Source organism: Tautonia marina (assembly GCF_009177065.1).
In the GTDB taxonomy this organism is placed as follows: Bacteria; Planctomycetota; Planctomycetia; order Isosphaerales; family Isosphaeraceae; genus Tautonia; species Tautonia marina.
Genome location: NZ_WEZF01000009.1, coordinates 33781 through 52342, shown reverse-complemented (window position 1 = coordinate 52342; position 18562 = coordinate 33781). Strand labels below are relative to the sequence as shown.

Annotated in this window: 7 protein-coding genes; 1 reads left to right on the top strand and 6 read right to left on the bottom strand. The window is 62.2% G+C overall.

Annotation, left to right across the window (positions count from 1 at the left end; translation table 11 throughout):
* Window positions 1-89: 89 nt before the first annotated feature.
* A complete protein-coding gene (locus GA615_RS12350; protein WP_161602304.1) occupies window positions 90-1376 on the bottom strand; it encodes a hypothetical protein in 1287 nt (428 codons plus the stop codon).
* A 686-nt stretch (window positions 1377-2062) separates the two neighbouring features.
* Between GA615_RS12350 and GA615_RS12345 the strand changes: the two genes are divergently transcribed.
* Window positions 2063-5551 carry a WD40 repeat domain-containing protein gene (locus GA615_RS12345; RefSeq protein WP_152051614.1) on the top strand — a complete coding sequence of 1163 codons (3489 nt, stop codon included), beginning with the start codon at window positions 2063-2065 and terminating at the stop codon, window positions 5549-5551.
* A 97-nt stretch (window positions 5552-5648) separates the two neighbouring features.
* Here GA615_RS12345 and GA615_RS12340 read toward each other — a convergent pair whose 3' ends face one another.
* From GA615_RS12340 to GA615_RS12320, 5 genes are all read right to left on the bottom strand, one after another.
* The gene (locus GA615_RS12340; protein ID WP_152051613.1) at window positions 5649-9992 is read right to left on the bottom strand and encodes a WD40 repeat domain-containing protein; all 4344 of its coding nucleotides are present in this window, start codon (window positions 9990-9992) and stop codon (window positions 5649-5651) included.
* Between the two features lie 59 nt (window positions 9993-10051).
* Window positions 10052-12532 carry a bifunctional serine/threonine-protein kinase/formylglycine-generating enzyme family protein gene (locus GA615_RS12335; RefSeq protein WP_152051612.1) on the bottom strand — a complete coding sequence of 827 codons (2481 nt, stop codon included), beginning with the start codon at window positions 12530-12532 and terminating at the stop codon, window positions 10052-10054.
* A 115-nt stretch (window positions 12533-12647) separates the two neighbouring features.
* Window positions 12648-16610, bottom strand: a complete 3963-nt coding sequence (locus tag GA615_RS12330; RefSeq protein ID WP_152051611.1) for a hypothetical protein — start codon at window positions 16608-16610, stop codon at window positions 12648-12650.
* Between the two features lie 350 nt (window positions 16611-16960).
* The gene (locus GA615_RS12325) at window positions 16961-17644 is read right to left on the bottom strand and encodes a hypothetical protein (RefSeq protein ID WP_152051610.1); all 684 of its coding nucleotides are present in this window, start codon (window positions 17642-17644) and stop codon (window positions 16961-16963) included.
* 527 nt (window positions 17645-18171) lie between these two features.
* Window positions 18172-18528, bottom strand: coding sequence for a hypothetical protein (locus GA615_RS12320; RefSeq protein WP_152051609.1), 357 nt, complete (start codon window positions 18526-18528; stop codon window positions 18172-18174).
* Window positions 18529-18562: the final 34 nt, after the last annotated feature.

The window sequence follows — 18562 nt, the reverse complement described above, 5'->3', positions numbered from 1 at the left end:
GGGGCGGGCGAGCCTTCCCTCGGAACAATCGAGAATCGAGAGACTCGGCCCGGTGATTCGGCCAGGGTTGATTCGCTGGCCCCCGGCGATCAATTGCCGATGATCGGCGGAGCCGTGGCGTAACGCAGCCCGGGAGCCCGATTATAGGGTGGGACATTATCCAAGCGGTTCGAACCACCGAAGTAGATGTTCAAGAGGACCGCGACCTCGAAGTCGAAGGGGCGGGGACCTGTGACGGGAGTGATGATCGCCGAACTGAGCAAGGCGCGATCGGCCAATCCGACGTTCACGCCGTAGGTTAGGTTGACCATGTCGGGGGTTCCAAACGGATCCTCGACGTTGAACGGGTCGCGATGGGTCAACGGCGTGTTGACATGAACTTCGAAGGTCGGAGCAATGAGGGTCAGGAACTGATCAGGAGTTTCGGCCTGGTAGAGCAGGTAACCGAAGCCGAGGTCGTTGTAGAGGAAGGTGGGCAACTCATCGGAAGCTGGTACGTCGATTGAGCTGAAACCGTGGGCGTAAAAGCGCCCCTGGTTAAAAAAGTACCCGACAAACGGTTGGATCCAGGTCGGGTTGAGCCTGGCCAGGAAGTCCGCGTTGGCAAAGCTGGCCGGACCAGTCGGGGCTGAGACCTGAAGCCCTGCTGAGATGAGGCCAAAGTCATTGAGATAAACGATGTGTTTCAGAAACAGTTGCATGTTTCCGACCGCCGTCGACGTGCCGTCAAGGGCCGCCGCGCCTGGGGTGATACCCACCGCAGACACCGTTTCAATCGGAACACGAAGACCAAACGAGCCCAACCCGCCAAGATAGGTTTTCTCAAAGCCCATGACGTGACGGTAAACATTGATGTCTCGGAAGGGGATGTTGAGCGATTCGTTGATGGACTCGTTCACGTCTTTGTAGTAATTGAACGAATAGAAGACGCGATCCTGGGGAATTGGTGATTGATTCTCTGAGAGTTTGATGCCGCGAATCGAGACTGGCAGGTCTCGAACATTGAAATCACCGACCTCGGGGGGTTGCAGAGGAGGAACTCCCTCCTGAGCTGCCCGTTGCTGTCGGACAAAGATGGGACCCATGTCGCCGATCAGGCCAGGAACTCCAAATCCGCCTCGGCCAACAGCACCGCCGAGACCCGTTGCCGGAGCGCCGGCCGAAGCTTCGAACGCAAGGTCTCCGAGCGAAGTGGGAGGAGCGGTTTGTGCCCCAAAATCAAACCCGTCGTCCGGCGCTGGCAGGTCTGGAGCCATGGTCGGATCGGTTGAAGGGGGTTCGGCAGAGGGGAGCCCGGCGCCGGGTGCGAATCCGGGGGGCACGCCGCCGAATTGCGGAGAGGGAATGTCGGTCCCGTCGCGGGGGGGAGCCGCCATTGGCGATGTCGGCGCGTATCCGGATTGAGCGCTTCCGAAGGTCTGACCTGATGGAACAACGCGCGGCCCGGTTGGTCTGAGGGTTTGCGATCGGTACCCGCTTTGCCCTTCAATCAAGTCGGAATTGAGGGGTATGACCGGGACGGTGGTGTAAGGTGAGTCGGCATTGAGAAGTGATCCTGGATGTTGATAACCCTGTGGGTAGGCGGTGGCACCTGGCGGTGGATTGAATTTGGATGGAGAGACCGGGGGATGGGGGGACTGACCGTGGGCGAGGCTCGAGGCGACGAGTCCACTTGCCGCGAGCCCAGTGATTCGGAGACGTCGGGACATCCACTTCATCTCAGTCTCACTCCTCACGTTCGGTCAATGAGGGGTGCTGGATCGGAGAGCCCAAGACGGCCCAGGTTCCAGCATGTCCGTTCGTCAGATTCCCCACGTCCGCCGTCCAACACCAGGGAGGACAACGAGAGGTTATAGGTTTATCGACTGAACCGGCTTGTCGACTTGTCGGTTTTCTGACGGTTATGCTGAAACGGGCGGTTGGTCGGCGGGTTCCTCGATCGGAATCGTGGCACATGGGTCCGGCGCGGCGCCGGGGGCCGGGGCCCGGGGGCCGGACCTGGTTCGAGGTGTTTCGCAGGAACTTCAGGTTTTGAAAGAACTTAGAGCGGAAGGACTGTCGCATGCAGTGGCTCATTGCACCAGATGGTCGGCTGCGAAGCCCCGTGCGGAAGGGAATGGCAGGATGGAGAATTCCAGCTCGATTTTCCTGGATTGTGCTGGTCATTGCACTGGGAGCGTCGGCCGGAAGGGTGGCCGGTCAATCCTCGATCCGCGACTTTGGCAAGCCGATTCTGGTTCACAACGGAGGCGGGCACTCGGCCGAGTTGCGAGTCCTTGCATTCGCGGATGATCGAACGCTTCTTTCCGCAGGGATGGACAAAATTGTCAATGTCTGGGATTTTTCCGATGGGCGGGAGCGTCTCTCCGCCACGCTCCGGCCTCCCATCTTCCGCGGACTCGCCGGATCGATCTATGCGATGGCCTTATCCTCCTCTCCTGACGCCGAGGGTCAGCGAGTGCTCGCAGTCGCCGGGTATGGCGTGGAATCGAGCGGCGGGGAGATCACGCTTTATGCGTACCCGAAGCTGCTGGAACCGGAGGGGAACGCGCCGCTCGCTCGGATCACTGACCTTGACCCGAACGTCGCCCCTGAGGAGCGAATTGGCCACCGTGACGTGGTGCGGGGGCTAAGCGTTTCACCCGATGGCCGCATGCTCGCCTCGTGCAGTCTGGATGGCACGGTGCGCATCTGGGACATCCAGGACCGCCCGCCGACTCCGGTCGCTGTTCTCAACGATCATGTGGGTGGAGTTCAAGCGGTGGTCTTCCTTCCCGATGGTCAGCGGGTCGCCAGCGCCGGGGATGACGGGATTGTTCGGATCTGGAACTGGAGAAATCATCTGATCTCGCGGTCGCCACGGCCGGAGAATCTGAGTGACGACCAACTTCGGATCAACACCTTGGTCGTTGATCCCTCAGGACGGTTTGTAGTTGCCGGTCGTGAGAACGGACTGATCATCCGTTATGAAACTGCAAATTTGAATGGTTTCGAATTTTTGAATCGAGACGATCTGGATGCGAACGGACGGCTCACCCGTGGTTCAATCGAGGCGCTGGCTATCAGTCCCGATGGAGCAATGCTCGCGGTGAGCGTGTTAAAGTTCCGATCGGAGAATGAAGCTGAGTTGCCTCGGAGCGAATGTGACATCGTCCTTCGGCGCTTTCCCGACGGTCGTCGGCTGAGAAATCTGGTGTACACGAGAGGGCGGGCATTGGGGCTTGCGTTCAGTCCCGATGGTTCGAGGCTGGCGATTGGTGGAGGAGACCGCCAGGCCGTCTATGTTGCCGATCCACGACAGGCACTGGCGGATCAGCAGATGATGACTCTTGCTGGCGATGGCACGACCCTCTGGGATGTCGGGTTTTTGAATCAGGGGGGCACCTCGATCGCCTATTCGCGGCGACGGCCCCTTGAACCCGATGAGCCCCGGTCGTACGAGGGGTTCGACCTCGCGGCTCGGTCAGCCGTATCGGTCGAGGATGCCGACGAGATCCGAGGTGCTCTGGACTCGTTCGAGGGGTGGGTGGTCCGCCCGACGGGTATCTATACGCTTGAATTGATTGGGCCGGACGGTCAGGTTCGTACGACGATTGAGTTGGATCGAGTCAGAGAGCGACGCTGGTGGTGCTACAGTTTTCTGCCGCCCTCGGCAGGTCGCGAGGAGTTGCTGCTGGCTGTTGGCTGCGAAGGCGGAGTGGTCGTCTATCGCGCTCGTGATGGCCGAAAAACCCGGGTCTTCGCTGGACACGAAGGGCCGGTCTTGGCGCTGGCACCGTCAGCCGACGGTCGATGGCTTGCCACCGCCTCGGATGATCAGACGATTCGGCTCTGGTCGCTGGTCGGGGTAGATCAACGCCCGCCTCTTGGTGCGACGTTCCGGAGGGATGATCAGGGGCGCTGGGAGGTTTCAGAGGTTGTCGACGGGAGCATGGCCGATCTGATGGGGCTTGACGAGGGAGATCAGGTCGACGAGGCCGGGATCGAAGGAGTCAACGGAAACGCCCCGGTTCCAATCGATCAGTTTGTGGATCTGGTTGATGAGTCGGTTCCCAATCGCTTGATTTATCTTCAGGTGATTCGGGAAGGCGAACCCGACCGGTTTCCGGTGGGCACGACCAAGAGAGACTCTCCGCTCCTGAGCTACTATCCGGGGATCGACCGGGAATGGGTGCTCTGGATGCCGGAAGGGTATTACGATACGTCGATCGCTGGGGACCATCGACTGATCGGATGGCATGTCAATCCTCCGATTGGCGCGTTGATGGAGCCGACACGGTTCCACCCTCTGAGTCGATACGAGGAACAACTGCTGAGGCCCGAGGCAATCGATACTTTGCTCCGAACCGCAGATCGCGATGCGGCCTTGGTCCTCGCTCAGGGAGGGGCTGACGAGGCTCCCGTTCGTGTCCTTGCTCCGCCGACAATCACCTTCGAGGCGGTGCCGGAACAGATCCAGGCTCCGGAACTTACCATTGCGGCGATTGTGACCGCTGCCGAGTCTCGGGTGATCCGTTCGTTATCGTTCCGAATCGGCACGAGGGAATTGGGCCGTCTGGAACCGGAGGAGCCGTCACCATCGCTCCGCGCTGAGCGTGAGTTGACGCTCCAGCCAGGCACCAACAGGATTGTGGTCGAGGCGGTGGATAACCAGGGGGTGAGCAACACAGAGATGGTTCGCGTGGTCTTCGAGCCGCCGGCCCCGCCCGAACCGCCAAGAAGCCCGTTGCTGGTGATCCGGTCAATCGGGGTCGAAGGATTCGGGGAAAAGGTGCCGTCGATTGCGTCGGCCGCCCAAGACGCAGAACAGATCGCTGCCTTCCTGGCTGCACCGACCGATCGGCCGCGCTTTCCGGAGACGCGGATCGATCGGCAGGTGCTGGGAACCGAGAGAGACGCGGAATCAGGTCCCTCGCCCACGAGTGACCAGATCGCCGAGGTCTTCGAGGATCTGCGTGAACGGGCTGATTCGGGATCGCTCAAAGCTGGTGACTCGGTGTTCGTTGCGTTGGAGTCGCATCTGGTCGTTCCTCCCGATGGAAAAGGTCCGCCAGTGCTGCTTGGGAGCGATGCGACTGGGGAAGTCATGCCGGCTCCTACACTTGATTCCGGGCTTGTTGCCGAAGCGTTGGAGCGGCTTTCGAGTGAAGGGTGTCTGGTTGTCTTCCTGCTCGACGGGTTGCATCACCCCGATTGGATTGGTCGGGGCTACGACCTCTGGGTGCGAGATCTGGCGTACCGGCGGGGAGTGATCGTCATGGTTGCTTCGAAGCAGCAGCCGAGCGAGCGACTGGCCACGCTCGGAGCCTTCGCCCAGTCGGTGATCGAATCGGCGCAGGTCAGGGCTCGCATTCGACCGATGGTCGATCCCGACGAGCCGATTACCCTCGATGACTTCCGAGCCGCTGTCATTCGGAGAGTGGCTGAGATGACCTCGAACCGACAGGTCGCGGACCTTTATTTCGACCCCGATTCCTTCGCCCTGCCGGGCGAGATCGCCATTTTCGATCCCCAGTTGCCCGAGCCGAAGGGCTTCGCATCGAACGAGTGATGACAAGGGAGAGGGTTGCGATCCATTGGGGGGGGGCGAGGCTGCCCCCCCTCCCCGTCGAGTCTTCGAGCTTGTTGGAATCCTCGATCGGGAACGCTCACGGGAGCACCACAAGCGGGAAGCTCGCCGAGGAAGAATCGGCAGACCCTTGCGCGACTCCGTGAGTGTTCGGAGCGTCCCCTTCGCCGCGGGCACCTCTCATGGCGAGGGGGATCCCGAGAAAGTGTTCGGCCAGAGCGGGGAGGGTGAGGTCGGCGTATTGCCTCAATTCGTTGGAACCGATGAGCGAATCTCCGTTGAGATCGGCCCTCGGATGGTCCTCGAAGATCGTGAGTCCTGGAACCTCACGCAATCCCGTTGCTCCCATGCCCCGAAGCAGGCTGTAACTGAGCAAGCCGTGTTCAAGCTCCGACGCTTCCAGTGCCCGTTCTCCGCGACGCGCCGCAAGGATGTACGACGTGCGAGCCTGGTAGGCGTCGCGATCAGCCAGGCGTCGCATCAGGAGGCCGACACCTCGATCATCAAAAATCGCATCAGCCTGGCAAGCGTCAATGATCACGAGCCGGTTGAGGGCTTCGAGCGTGAGCATCTGGCGGTAGAGTTCGGCATAAGGCAGAACCGCTGGATCGAGAATCGGATCGCGGCCGGGTCGAGGGGCTCGACTCTCGCTCGAATCCTGGGCTCCTCGCATGGCGACTAGCTCGGGCATCGGGAGATCGATTCCACCCGGGGGAAGCTCGGGCAGTTCAGCGTTGGGCAAGAGCAAGCAGAAGAACTCGCGACGGACATCGGTGTGGCCGGCCAGAAAGACGACCACGGTATCTTCGGGATGGTCGCGAACCTCTTGCCTGAGCGATCGAAAGACGTCTTCAACAGCTTCCCTGCTCACCGCGTCGTCGGTCAGAACCACCGTTTTGCCAACGCTTCCCGGGGCGTGCTTGCCGAAATGGCTGGCCAGGGCCTGGGCATCGAGATGGGCAAACTGCAACGCCTGCTCCGGATTGTTTCGATACGCGCTGACACCGAGTGAGAGCACGTGCAGGCGACCAGGGGTGGGAACATCACAACGGAGCCGGAGGATCTCGGATCGGCCATCGATCGCTCCGGGCCGGCTGGCCAGGGCATAGATCTGGTTCTCTCCCTCGACAAGCGTCAGCGGCAGGCGGAGGTGTCGGCCCTCGGGCTCGGGGGCTACGATGCTTGATCCGTTATGATAGAGGCGAAGTCCCTCGATGTCCTCGCCGCCAAGGCCGACGACCAGTTCGACCGTGCGGCGGTTCGGATCGTGCGATGACGCCGGTTCCAGCGTCACGAGTGGGGGTCTCGTGGTCGGCAAGGGTGGGGGCTCGGGACGCTCGCCTCGTCGGAGCGCGTTGGTCAGACCATAGATATGCCGTTGCGTCACGAGTTGATCGAGGTACGCCAGCCGATCGTCTTCGTTTCCCGGCTCCAGTCGATCGTTGATCCGCCAGGCGACCCGACGCTCACCATCGGGAGAGGCGTCAAAGAGCCCTTCGGGGGTATAGGCAACCCAGCTCACGCCGTCTTCCGACGCGGTGAGGGTGCCAAGGAGGTTTGGTTCGTCAGTGAGCCAGAGTCGAATGGTGGCATCGTGGCTAGCGCTGGCGAGGATCGGGCGGTTGGTCCAGAAGGCCAGAGAGTTGACCCGCTCCAGGTGGTTCGGGCCTCTCGGTTCGAGTGCGAGGGGTCGGCCAGGTTCGGAAACCTGACGGAGGATGATCCGGCGATCATCGCCGGCGGCGGCCAGAAGTCGACCATCGGGCGAGAACGCGACGGTGGTCACGGCACCATCGAGCCGAGTGACTGGGATCGTGATCCCGGTGTTGAGATTCCAGAGTTCCAGCCGGCCGTCTCGGCGGCCAAGCAGCACAAGGCTCGCGTCGAGGGGAGCAATGGCCCCGGCCGTGATCTCGACGGCCGAGCCGTCCGCGGCATCGTTGGCGGGATCGAATACCCGGGGAGGCAAGGTCGGCTCGGCTTGTTCGTCGAGATCCCAGACCTTCGCAAGACCGAGGTCGTCGGCCGCAAACAGGCGTCGGCCGTCGGTCGAGAGTTCCAGGGCGGCCACGCTGCCGTCGAGATCGCGGATCGGCTCTGTCAGGAGTTCGCCGGTTCCAGTGTCCCAAAGGCAGATCAGGGCGGGGCCAGTCTCGTTCGCCGCGGCAAGCCGGGTGCCGTCGCTGGAGCTGGTGAGTACGGTGAAGCGTGTCCGGGTCGGCCGGTTTCGAACCGAGGGGCGATCAAAGCGCACGGGAAGTCGAGCCAGGGTGGGAACGTCGAAAAGGGCTGGGCCACCAAGGGTTCCTGCGATCGGAGCGTGCAGGAGGGCAAGGCGGTTGTCGTCGAGAAATCGGCCGGCGAATTCGAAACGGCCGGGGATGATGCGCACACCCCGGCCATCGGCCTCGTCGAGGTCCCAGATCAAGGCGGTCCCCGTCGATTCGTCGTCCTGGACGAGGTGAAGCAGGTGTCGGCCGTCGGGAGAGACGGCAACGTGTCGAACTGCTCCGGTCCCTCGCTCGACCGTGGGCCGAGCGGTTCCCTCGGGCAGAACCCAGGAGCGGAGACTGCCCTGACCGTCACCCGAGACCAGGAGTTCGCCACCGGGATCGACGGCGAGGGAAAGCGCTGCACCGTTCCCCACGTCTTCCAGGGGGATTGGTTGGGCCGAGCGACCGTCGGCGGCGAGGTCCCAGGCAAGGATCTTGCCTGAGAAGGCGGAGCAGGCCGCCAATCGTCGTCCGTCGGTCGAGATGGCCACCTGGTCCACCGTCTCGCCAAGGTTCAAGGGGGGAGCGGGGTTGTGATCTTCCTCGGGAATCACGATCAGGGACGATCCCGCCGCAGCGACGAGCCATCGGGGCGCGACGTGAAGCGAGGAGATCGGCGCGCCGATCTGGTGCTCGCTCAGGATGCGGCCTTCGACTCCGACGGTCACGATCCGGCCGTCGGTGGTCCCAATCACCACACGATCTCCCGAGGGTCCGAGAGTGAGCGCCCCCGAGGCGGTTTCCGGGGCACGCAAGGCGCGGAGAAACTGTCCGGAGAGGGTGTAAAGATTGATCTGACGGGTGCCGTCCTCCTCGATCATCAAGGCGAAGCCGACGCCTTCGGGATCGGTGGCCGTGGCGATCGCGAAGGCCCCGGCGTCGGCGACGATTGCGGAAAGGACGACTTCGGGCTGTGTCAGGTTCCAGACGGCACAGCGTCCCGCCTCGTCGAGCGTGACGGCATGGGTCGCGCCGGGTAAGAACTGAGCTGACTGAACGGGAGATTCATGGACCGCGGCTCGGGGGGATCGCCAGCGTTCCTGGATCATGTCGTAGACGGCGACCTCGCCTTTGCCACCGCCCACAATGAGGGTCGAGGCGTCGGGGCTGATCGCGAGCGAGCGGGCACCGATCAGAACACCGGGCAGGACGCGGAGCAGTTCCTCCCCTGCCCCTCGCCAGATGCGGACGGTTGAGTCCATGCTGGCGGTGATCATCTGGCCGCCGTCCGGCGTGAAGGTGACGGCGGTCACGCGATCGCCGTGGCCTCGCTGAACGATCGGCTCGGTGATGAGGTCGCGAGCCGGGCGGGTGGCGGTTCGAGTGAGGGAGAGATTGGGATCGAATCCTCCAGACGTCTGAATCCGTTGCTCGGCGAGTTCTGGATCGCGGCGGAGCCGGTCGAGTGTGGCCGAAAGGTTGCGAGAGCCCTGGCGATCGCCGAGGGCCTCGATCAATCGGGAGGTAAAGAGGCCGCGGCCATCGCGGGTTTCCCGGGCGGGGCCCTCCGAGGCGGCGAGCCAGGCGGTCGTCCCGGGCCATCGCTGCACACTGCGAAGCATGCGAGAGGCCGGGGCAGGTTCGTAGGGCTGTCCCTCGGGGGCCGCGGGGCGTACTCGGCCGGCCGGGCCGGTGTCGAGCAGGCAGAGGATCGGGTGTTCGCCCCGGGACGCAATGGGGTCGAGGGCATCGCCAAGGGACCAACCGGTGCCATCGAGGTCGGAGAGGCGGGCGTCGAGGGGGAGGAGGTAATCGCGGGGCGGGTCACCCGGCTTTGCGTTCGGACCGGGGGGGAGTCCGACGGCCTGACCGGCGAAGTAGATGACGATGCGGTCTCCCGGTCGGACGCGATTGGTAAGCCACTGGCCGATCGCCTGGTCGAGATTGTCCCGAAGGGGGCGCAGCGGTTCCGGAGCATTCGGAGTCATCAGCCGGACGTGGTCATCTGGCCAGCCAGCCTCGGAGGTGAGCCAGGCGGCGAATGCTTCGGCATCGCGGGCCGCGCCCCGAGAGCCTGGCAAGGCGCGGCCCTCGGTATACTCGTCGATCCCAATGACAACGGCCCAGAGATCGGAAGCCGGGTGGACTTGGTCCTCCTGACACACGGCAAGCCCGGTAAGCGTGAGCACCGCGATCGGAAGGAGTCCCATGATGTTGATCCTTTCGGCTCGATCGGCCGAGCGCGGGCAATCGAGAAGCTGATCTCAGGTCATTCTGCCCTGGAGAGGGCAGACGGATCGGAGGGAAGGGGAAGGAATTCGACGACGACGCGGAAGCCGAGATCGTGATCGCTGTGATCGAGGGGGCCTTTGTAGTCGACCGTGGAGGCGTCGGCCCGCCAGGTCGTTCGGGCGGTCTCCGGGAATTCCGTGAGGTAAGAGCCTCCTCGGATCACGTAATTGGCCTGTTCCCGATCGACGGGTTGCTCGATTGGGTCGGTGTCAGAAGCGTGGCGACCGTAGGGCCTCCAGACGTCTCGGCACCACTCGCGGAGGTTGCCGGTCAGGTCGAGAATTTCCTGATCGGTGATGTCTCCCGAGGCAATCCGGTTCTCAAGGCGTTCCTGGGGGGAGAGGGTCGCCTCGTGGGTTGGGGCCAAGGAGAAGACGAGGCCAGAGTCGATGTTTGCCAGCTTCTTATCATGCTCGAAGCCCCAGACGAAGGGGCGGTCCTGACCGCGGGAGCGGGCGGCGTACTCCCACTGGGCCTCGCTGGGAAGCTGTCCGGAGACATGGTGAGCGTAGGCTTCGGCAAGTTCCCGGGTCACTCCTGGGGCCGGGTGGGCAAGAAACTTCACGCCGGCTCGCTGGAGATCATCGATCGCTTGTCGGTAGATTTCCAGGTCCGGGGAGGTTCGGTCCCAGCGTTCGACCTCGTTCAGGAACGTCTCCATTTCGCCAACGGTCACCTCGGCCTGCTGCAAGTAGAAGCTGGAGAGGACGACCCGGTGGCGTGGTTGTTCCTCCGACAGCGTTTTCATTCCGCCAAACTCGTCCGGTGCTCCCATCTCAAAACCGTACTCGTCGGTTCCGAGAACGAGCATGAAGCGGGTTCCATCCTCACGGACGATGGCATTGGGCAGAAGATCCGTCTCACCGGCGGCGGTGTCGGGGGTGTACCCAGCGGGAAAATAAGCGCCACTCTGCCGGAACAGGCGGAGACCGTCTGAGTTTCGAATGATGACCGACGGGCTGCCGCTGGGGTCGGGAAGGGCATCGTCGGCCGGGCTGTATCCTCGGGCCTCAAAATAAGATAGAAGCGATTGAGGAAACGTGCTCGGAACCTCATCCGGGTGGATCAGGGTTTGGGTGGAATTACTCCCGCTCCCTCCGTCGAAGTATCGGAGTCCGATCAGGGTTCCGCCTCCAAGGACGACCAACGCGAGTGCTCCCGTGGCAGCCCATCGTGGAATCCACCTTCGTCGGTTTCGAAGTCCGGTTTCGGACTCGAACTCGGTGGGAAGCTCCGATCGCACGGGGGGGACAAACCGTCGAGGCTCGGTCGGAGGAGGGGTCTGAAACTCCGTGAAGACCTCTGCGGGGCTAAGCACGGTGAAGATGGCTTCAAGGAATTCCTGACGCAGTTTTTCGGCGGAGGAAGGCCGATCGTTGCGGTCCTTGGAAAGACAGCGAAGAATGACTTGCTCGACGGGCGGCGGAACATCAACCCCCTGGTGCGATGAGAAGGGCGGGGGAGGCTCGAAGCAGTGGGCGTAGAGCAACTGCTCGGGTTTCTTTTGCGGAAACGGTCGGTGACCGGTGAGCATCTCGTAGAGGATGACGCCGAGCGAGTAGAGGTCGCTCCGATGATCGGGTGAGTCGTCCTTGATTTGTTCCGGGCTGGCGTAGGCGGCGGTGCCGATAAAGCCCTCGGTACCGAGCGTCTGGGTGGCGATGCCGCTCTCGGACCCATCTTCCTGTTCGATGAGCTTGGCGATCCCGAAATCGAGAACCTTGAGGAACTCCTTGCCGGGTTCGCGGTCGGCAAGCAGCATGATATTTTCCGGCTTCAGGTCGCGGTGGACGATGCCGTGGCGATGGGCTTCGCCGAGCACGTCGCAAAGCTGCGAGGCGAGCCGGGCGACACAGTCCAACGGGATCGGATGACGCTCGCTGAGTTCGCGGCGAAGCGAGCGTCCCCGGATATACTCCATCTCAATGTACGGCACCCCGTTAGCCACCCCCGTGGCGTGCACGACAGTGGCGTGAGGGTGCGAGGAAATCTTGGCCATCAACTTCGCTTCGCGAGTGAAGCGCTGACGCAGCGACTTGCTGCCGACCAGGCTCGGGTTGATGACCTTCAGGACCCGTTTCGCATCGAGGCCGGTATTCCGAACGAGCCAGACGGCTCCCATGCCGCCCTCGCCGAGGTGTTCGAGGACCTCGTACTGGTCGAGTAACACCATACCGGGATGGATCAGCCCAATCTGTCTGGGAAGGTCGGCAAAGGAGTAATTCTCGGTCTCGGGGCCGCTGCCAGAAGCAGGGTGGGTGCCTCCCTCGGTCGAGGGCAGTTTGCTGGTGGGCTCCTTTTCCGTTTGCGGATCGGGTGTCGAGGAGGATTCCGAAGTCGGAGGGGTACCTCCGACCTGAGAGCCAGCGGGTGAGAGCAGATTGAGGGTCTTGCCGACGTCTTCGTCCGGCAGAGCGTTCGGGTTCCCGTTGGGGTTTGGATTCGGCTTCGGATCCATGATCTCTCCCTTGGGTCGGCCTTGGGACCGGCTGCGATGACGAGCAACGGTCGGTGGCACGGACGATCCGCTCCCCGGGCCTCGGGGGTGACCGGGGCCATTGGGTAGGCTTCTCTCAGGGATTCTCGTCGGTTGGGGGGCCGTTGAGGAGGTCGGACGTGATGGTCACGTTGCCGACCCGGAGCCGCCAGGGGTACTGCTCGTCTGCTTCGAGGGTGTGATCAAAATACATGGATTTTCCAGGAATTAACCATTTGTCCGGACTCGCGGGAGGTTTCGTGACGGTTTGCTTCAGCGTGCAACTGATTTCGTCGTGAGTGATCGGCTCACGGACCGGGTCGCCTTCGAGTCTCGAAAGCGTGACCACAAAGGCCCCGAACGGGGTGTCGGTGGCTCGGACACGCGTGACCTTGGGGTCGATGGCGGCCTGGACCGTCAGGTACGTCTTCCAGGACATCTGATGGAACCGAACCGTTTTCTCTCGGATCGGTTCAGCGTCGGGGGCCGCTCCTTCTTCGAAGACCTGGATCCGCAAGTAGCGGTCTTCGTCCCGAGGCCGGACATCGATCGCTTTCATCGTACTTCGGATTTCCCAGGGGGTTCCGGGTTGAAGCTCGACGCCTTTGGTTTCTCCCAGAAGGATAGGTTCATCTTGCTTGCCGTCGGCGGGAAGCAAGGTCCGAACAATTCGCACCCGAAGCGGTCGTTGACGGGTGTTGCTGATCGTCAGGATATAGGGCAGATCCGTATCCTGATGCATGAATCCGGTCCCGTTGTTCAGAGCGAAGACATCGTAACGTTCCGGAGTTACGCTAATGTTGAACGGAGCCAGCTTCCGTCTCAGGGGTTCGAGGTTCTGGGCAATGGAAATTTCGACCGGATGACCGAAGTCTCGAGCGACGATGGGCATGACCAGCGGTCGATTCCCATCTCCCTGAATGACCTTTCCGCGATAGAAACCGCGGGCCTGGATGTTCGCTTCGGGAGAGCCGGTCACGTCCAGGTCTTCCTGCGTTGCCACGAAGGAGACCGTCGGCGGATCGGATTGCACCACAGGGCCGACCGAGACCAGACCGCCGGGAATTCGATCCGGGCGGCTTCTTTCGGGGGACTGCTCGGCTCTGAGGGTCAGCCAGGCACCTGATTCTCCGGTGGGCATCAGTGCCGCAACGAAGGCGAGGCCCTCGGGAACCTCCGCGTTGCGGTTTACGGCGGCGATCTGAAAGGAAACGCTCACGCCTGCGGGGTCGATGTTCAGCCGGTCGGTGGCGGGTTGCCATTGGAGGGCCAGCACGCCGGACCTGGGACGGATTTCGGGTCCTCCCTGGATCTCCTCAACACCGATCCACGACTGGGCTTCACTCGCGGCACGTCGCAACAGTTCAGCTCCGTCACGATCGTTGTCTTCGACAAGCCTTTGGGCGTGCAGCAGCGCTGCTAGACGCTGACCGAAGGCGTCGAGCCGGCGAGTCGGTTGATCTTCTCGGGCATCCTGGCCCATCAACTCGATCTCAGTGGCGCAGCGGAGTCGGTACCGGGATTCGTCATTCCAGAGTATGGGGAATAGTGCGTCGGCGGCAGTCGGAAGCCGTCGGGTGACGCTCCCGGTGAACGATCGCCTAACCTCGCCGACGGCGTCAGAGAACGAGGAATAACGATCGAGCAGGTCGTCAGGGCTCCCGGTGTCCTCGGTTCGAACGAGGCGATCGCGGAGGTCGTCGGCCGCGCGGTCCATTCGAAGGAGGCTTTCCGAGGCTCCGTCGGGGCTAGTGGTCTCGGCCAGCAGGCGGAGCCGAGCATCGAGCTTTGCCAGGGCGGCGGCCTCGGCCATCCAGGCCCGGTCGAATCGTACCTCGGGAGCGGCTGCGTTCCGGGGTTGGCGAGAGGGAGGCGGTTGTTCCGAGGATCGCCAGTCTTTCGTGTCGTGCTTCAACAGGGTTTCGCGTGTTTGCCAGGGAAGCAGCGGCGTGTCGAGCAACTGGTGGAGGGCCTGCCATTGACCGCGAGAGAGCTTTGTGGCGCGATCGTTGAACTGGTCCAGAAGTGCGTTGAAGGTCCGGCTGGCGGTATCGATCGCCCGGTCAAGCTCCTCGGAGGCGGTGGAGTTGGCGCTCGGATCGATTGCGACCGTCGCAAGCCGCTTGGCCAGGGCATCGGCCGCGTCGAGTGCCTGGACGACCGAATCGGGCAGCGAGGCTTCATCGGCGGGAGCAATCCAGGAGGTGTCTCGGACCTTCCACTCTGCCAGGGCGGGAAGCTGGGCGAAGATTCGTTCGAGCAGGGCTCGCCCTCGGGCAAAGCGATCAATTGCGACCTTTGCGGACTGGTAGTGGCCCTGCGCTTCCTTCAACCGTTCTTCAATCGTTCTGGGGATTACCTCGTCGAGAGCGAAGAGATGGTCCTGGACGTCTCGGCGGGCACGATCACCTTGCTCGATGGTCTTGGCGATGCCGAGGAGCCCGCGATGATCGCGAGCGAGGGATGTTTCGGCGATGCGACGTGAGAGGGTGGTTCGGAGCAGCAAATCGCCTCGGGTCGCGTTCCGAAAGTAGTCGGGACGATGGAACGCATCGCGCTCAGTAAACCGAAACGCCCAGGCCGGAAGCTGAAGTTCGAGGTAGGGCATCTCGTGGACACCCCGGGTTGCTGCGATCAACTCAGGAGGAGGAGTCGGCTGACGTTCGTCGGCAAACGACGATTCGGCCTCAGGCTGCTCGACAGCTTCGGCGGACGGTGAGGGAGCAGCGGGAACCTCGCGACGAGCAAGCTGCTCGACGCTCCGGCCGGTCAAGTATTCCAGGGCTTCACGCAGAATTCCCTGCGCGTCTCGATTGGACTCAAGGTTTCGAATGGGGAAGCGTTGCTGATCGGATTGTCGTCGGGACAAGGTGCTGGTCAGATTGCTTCGAACGCTGCTCGCTTGCATGAGACGCTGAGAGGCGGATTGCCGCATCTGTGGATCACGAAAAGCTTCTCGGACGAGACGATCGGCAAGTAAGAGATCGCGCTCGTAGAGCTTCCAGTGCGCGGGCAAGAGACGGTACGCAGGGGGATCGTCGAGCAACAGCGCATCATGGGCCTTCCACTCATCGACGAGGGTCTTGAGCAGAGTGTCGATCGGGTTGGGAGTCGGCGGCGGAGGGGAATCCTCAGATTTTTCGTCACCCGGAGGCGTTGCGTCGTTGGACTTGGCGACAGTCTCAGAAGTGTTTAAGGCTTCGGTATTGGTCAACGAGGCATCCGTCGATGACGTGTCTGGAGGGCGGATCGGTGAGAAGGTGATGCGATCGGAACCGCTTCCGAGCGTCATCAGTTCCGGAGTTTGAACGGCGTTTCGATTCTCTCGGACCCAAGAGGTGACATGATGCTGGATGTATCGGCCGAGACCATCGAGCGACATCTGTCCGCCCCGGCCCCGATCGGTCCAGGCAATGGCTTCGCCTTCAAGCCCCCGTTGCAGGTAGTAGGAGAAGACCGATCGACCGAGATCGTCGATCATCCAGCTCGTCTGTCCCGGTGCGCACGAAAAGAGGATCCCGATGCCTGGCGACTCGGCCGGTACGTCGATCGCCTGGAGCGCCTCGGAGAGTCCTTGGGTGGGGGCGTTGCCGAACACTCCTCGCTCACGATCGCTCCGGAGTTGCGAGAGATCAACGGCGAGTAGGACTGGACTTCTGGCTTTCTGAGCCACCTGGGTCACGAGCGAGACAATTCGCTCCTGATCGAGTCCGTCGGCTTGGGGACCGGAGGCGATCGTTGGTGCCGAGACCGAGACGACGATCGGGTCGCCTCGGCCGGAGACGGCATCGCTCAGCGCGCTCTCCAGTTGATTGAGCGGCAGCGCTCGGCCGTCGCTGTCGATCGCGGCAGCCAGCAAGGCCCGTTGATCCGCCCCCTGATACGGGACCCCCAGTTCCGGAATGATGAACGCCCGGATGGCGGTGGCGCGGGGTGCCTGCCAGATGAACCAGAGCAAAAGCCAGGCAATCAAGATCAGGGAAACCGCGGCGGCGGCGGCCTCGAGGATCAGGCGAGCCCGAACCGGCTTGGCCAGTGGGGGGTGCGTCACAGTGGCCATGGGGACTCCCTCGAGACTCGGGGGGAACTCGGCTCGACGCGAGGGGCAATCTCCTTCTTCCCTCCTCGATGACCGACGAAACACGACGCATCACCTTGCATCCAATAAATCAATTCGAGTGGCCGAGCACAATGGTCTGTCTTGACCGAACCGATTCCGAGAGCTTCGGATTCGGGAAATCCGTGAAGGCAGTGATGAAGCTCAACCGGGCAACTCATCCGCGTAATCAAATCGGAGGACGACCCACTGTCACACCTCCCCTCTCCACGGTTCGATCGAGGGCCCAAAATACCTGGGTCCAATGGTCGATGACGGATCGTGTTTGCTCAACGATGGTGCAAGGGAAGGGCTCAGGAGATCGGGATGGTGCTCCAGATGAGGTGAAGTTCGAAGACGAAGAAGGGGCCGTCTCCCTCGATCCGCTGATTGGCGTCGGCACAGTAACGATTGGCATCCGCCACGGATTCAAACAGGCCGAATGAGTTGAGGCGGTCACTCCAGAGCTTGCGAAGGGGAACCCGCTCGTCGTCGGACATCCCACAATTCGAGATCGCGCTGGTAAAACCGCTGTTGGCAACATCGTAGCCGATGCATTTCCAGGTCGGCTCAGGATCGGGGGGACGGATGGGCGAACCGAGGATCGCAAGGCACCATTCATCGTTCAGGGTGGCGGTTCGGCTGGGGTCCTGCTCGGGGATTACCAGGCCGACGCTCAGGCCGGTATCACCCTCGGGGTTCGCCCGGTGAGGGGCGAGCATCCGAGTGAGGTCGTCCCAAAGATCAAAGAGTTGGTAGTGGGGGGGCACCGTCGCCGGATCAAGGTCAATCATCTCGCCTTTCTGAAGGCCTGGAGGTGGTTCCGTTCCTCCAAGCCGAAACCGAGAGGGCCAGACGGCGCGGTCGACCGAATAGGGGAAGTCGACCTCGGGACGGAGAAGATAATGCTCACGTCGCTTGCTGTTCCAGAGCGCCCGAAGCGCAGGGGAGGGAGCGAAACGAATATCGTAACCAATCAGCCGGCCGAGAGGACGCACGGTGGACCTCCTTGAAAAATCCCGAATCGGGCCGTGGAGCACGAGGGGCCCAGACGATCACATCGGGACGGCTCCAGGAGGAGGCTGAAACACCTCGCCCGGATTGAGACAGGTTGGAGGTTTGAAATTGCGCTTCCAGAAACACTGGCAATTGTTCGGGTTCTGCATCCGCATGAACCAGTGGACATGGTCCCCCGTACATGGAAAATGAGGTTTGGACGGAGGGACGCGATGGATCTCGTAAGCGACGGTACCCACGGGGGGAACACAGGGTGGGCAAGGTTTCTTCGGGCAATCGGTCGTGTCTGAGACAACGTCGGTCGGGGCGCTTTCGGTCGCTTTTTGGATTGCCTGATAAGCAAGTATCCCTCCTGCGACGATCAGGACAGCGACATCCCAGGCGATGGTCGGAGGGCTGATCGGAGGGGCCAGTGGTAGAGCGGTCGCAAAGATCATGGAACGTTTGGGGCCTGAGTCGATGAACCCGAGGGGTCGAGGGAAGCCAGGAACCTCGATCGGATCGCGGATCAGGGAGTGCGTTGGGCTTGCTCAAGCGCCGCACACCGATCCGTGAGCATTTGCATTTTTTCGTCGGGAGTCGATCCAGGAGCTTGGAAGTAGGCTTTAATTTGAGGATGTTCGTCGAAGTCTGGACCATTGACCAGCGCGAAGCCCACGTATTGCGAAATTCCTCGTTCGGTCTGAATGCCCAGGCTGATGGCTTTGCGATCCGCCTGCTCAACGCGACGGAGCAACTCAGAGTCGTCCCAGGGGGTGGTGATCTCTGGCAAGTGTCGACGGTACAACTCGGCGATTCGGCGATGCAGTGCGGCCCGCCGGGCGCTGCTCATCTGGTCAAGTTGCGAGCGGCGGAATGTGAACATGGTGAGCCTCTGATGAATCGCTGGATTTATGGAC

Coding starts and splice junctions, on each gene's coding strand:
- GA615_RS12350 (WP_161602304.1), bottom strand. CDS start 1,376: ATGGCGGCTCCCCCCCGCGACGGGACCGACATTCCCTCTCCGCAATTC.
- GA615_RS12335 (WP_152051612.1), bottom strand. CDS start 12,532: ATGGATCCGAAGCCGAATCCAAACCCCAACGGGAACCCGAACGCTCTG.
- GA615_RS12320 (WP_152051609.1), bottom strand. CDS start 18,528: ATGTTCACATTCCGCCGCTCGCAACTTGACCAGATGAGCAGCGCCCGG.
- GA615_RS12330 (WP_152051611.1), bottom strand. CDS start 16,610: ATGGCCACTGTGACGCACCCCCCACTGGCCAAGCCGGTTCGGGCTCGC.
- GA615_RS12345 (WP_152051614.1), top strand. CDS start 2,063: ATGCAGTGGCTCATTGCACCAGATGGTCGGCTGCGAAGCCCCGTGCGG.
- GA615_RS12340 (WP_152051613.1), bottom strand. CDS start 9,992: ATGGGACTCCTTCCGATCGCGGTGCTCACGCTTACCGGGCTTGCCGTG.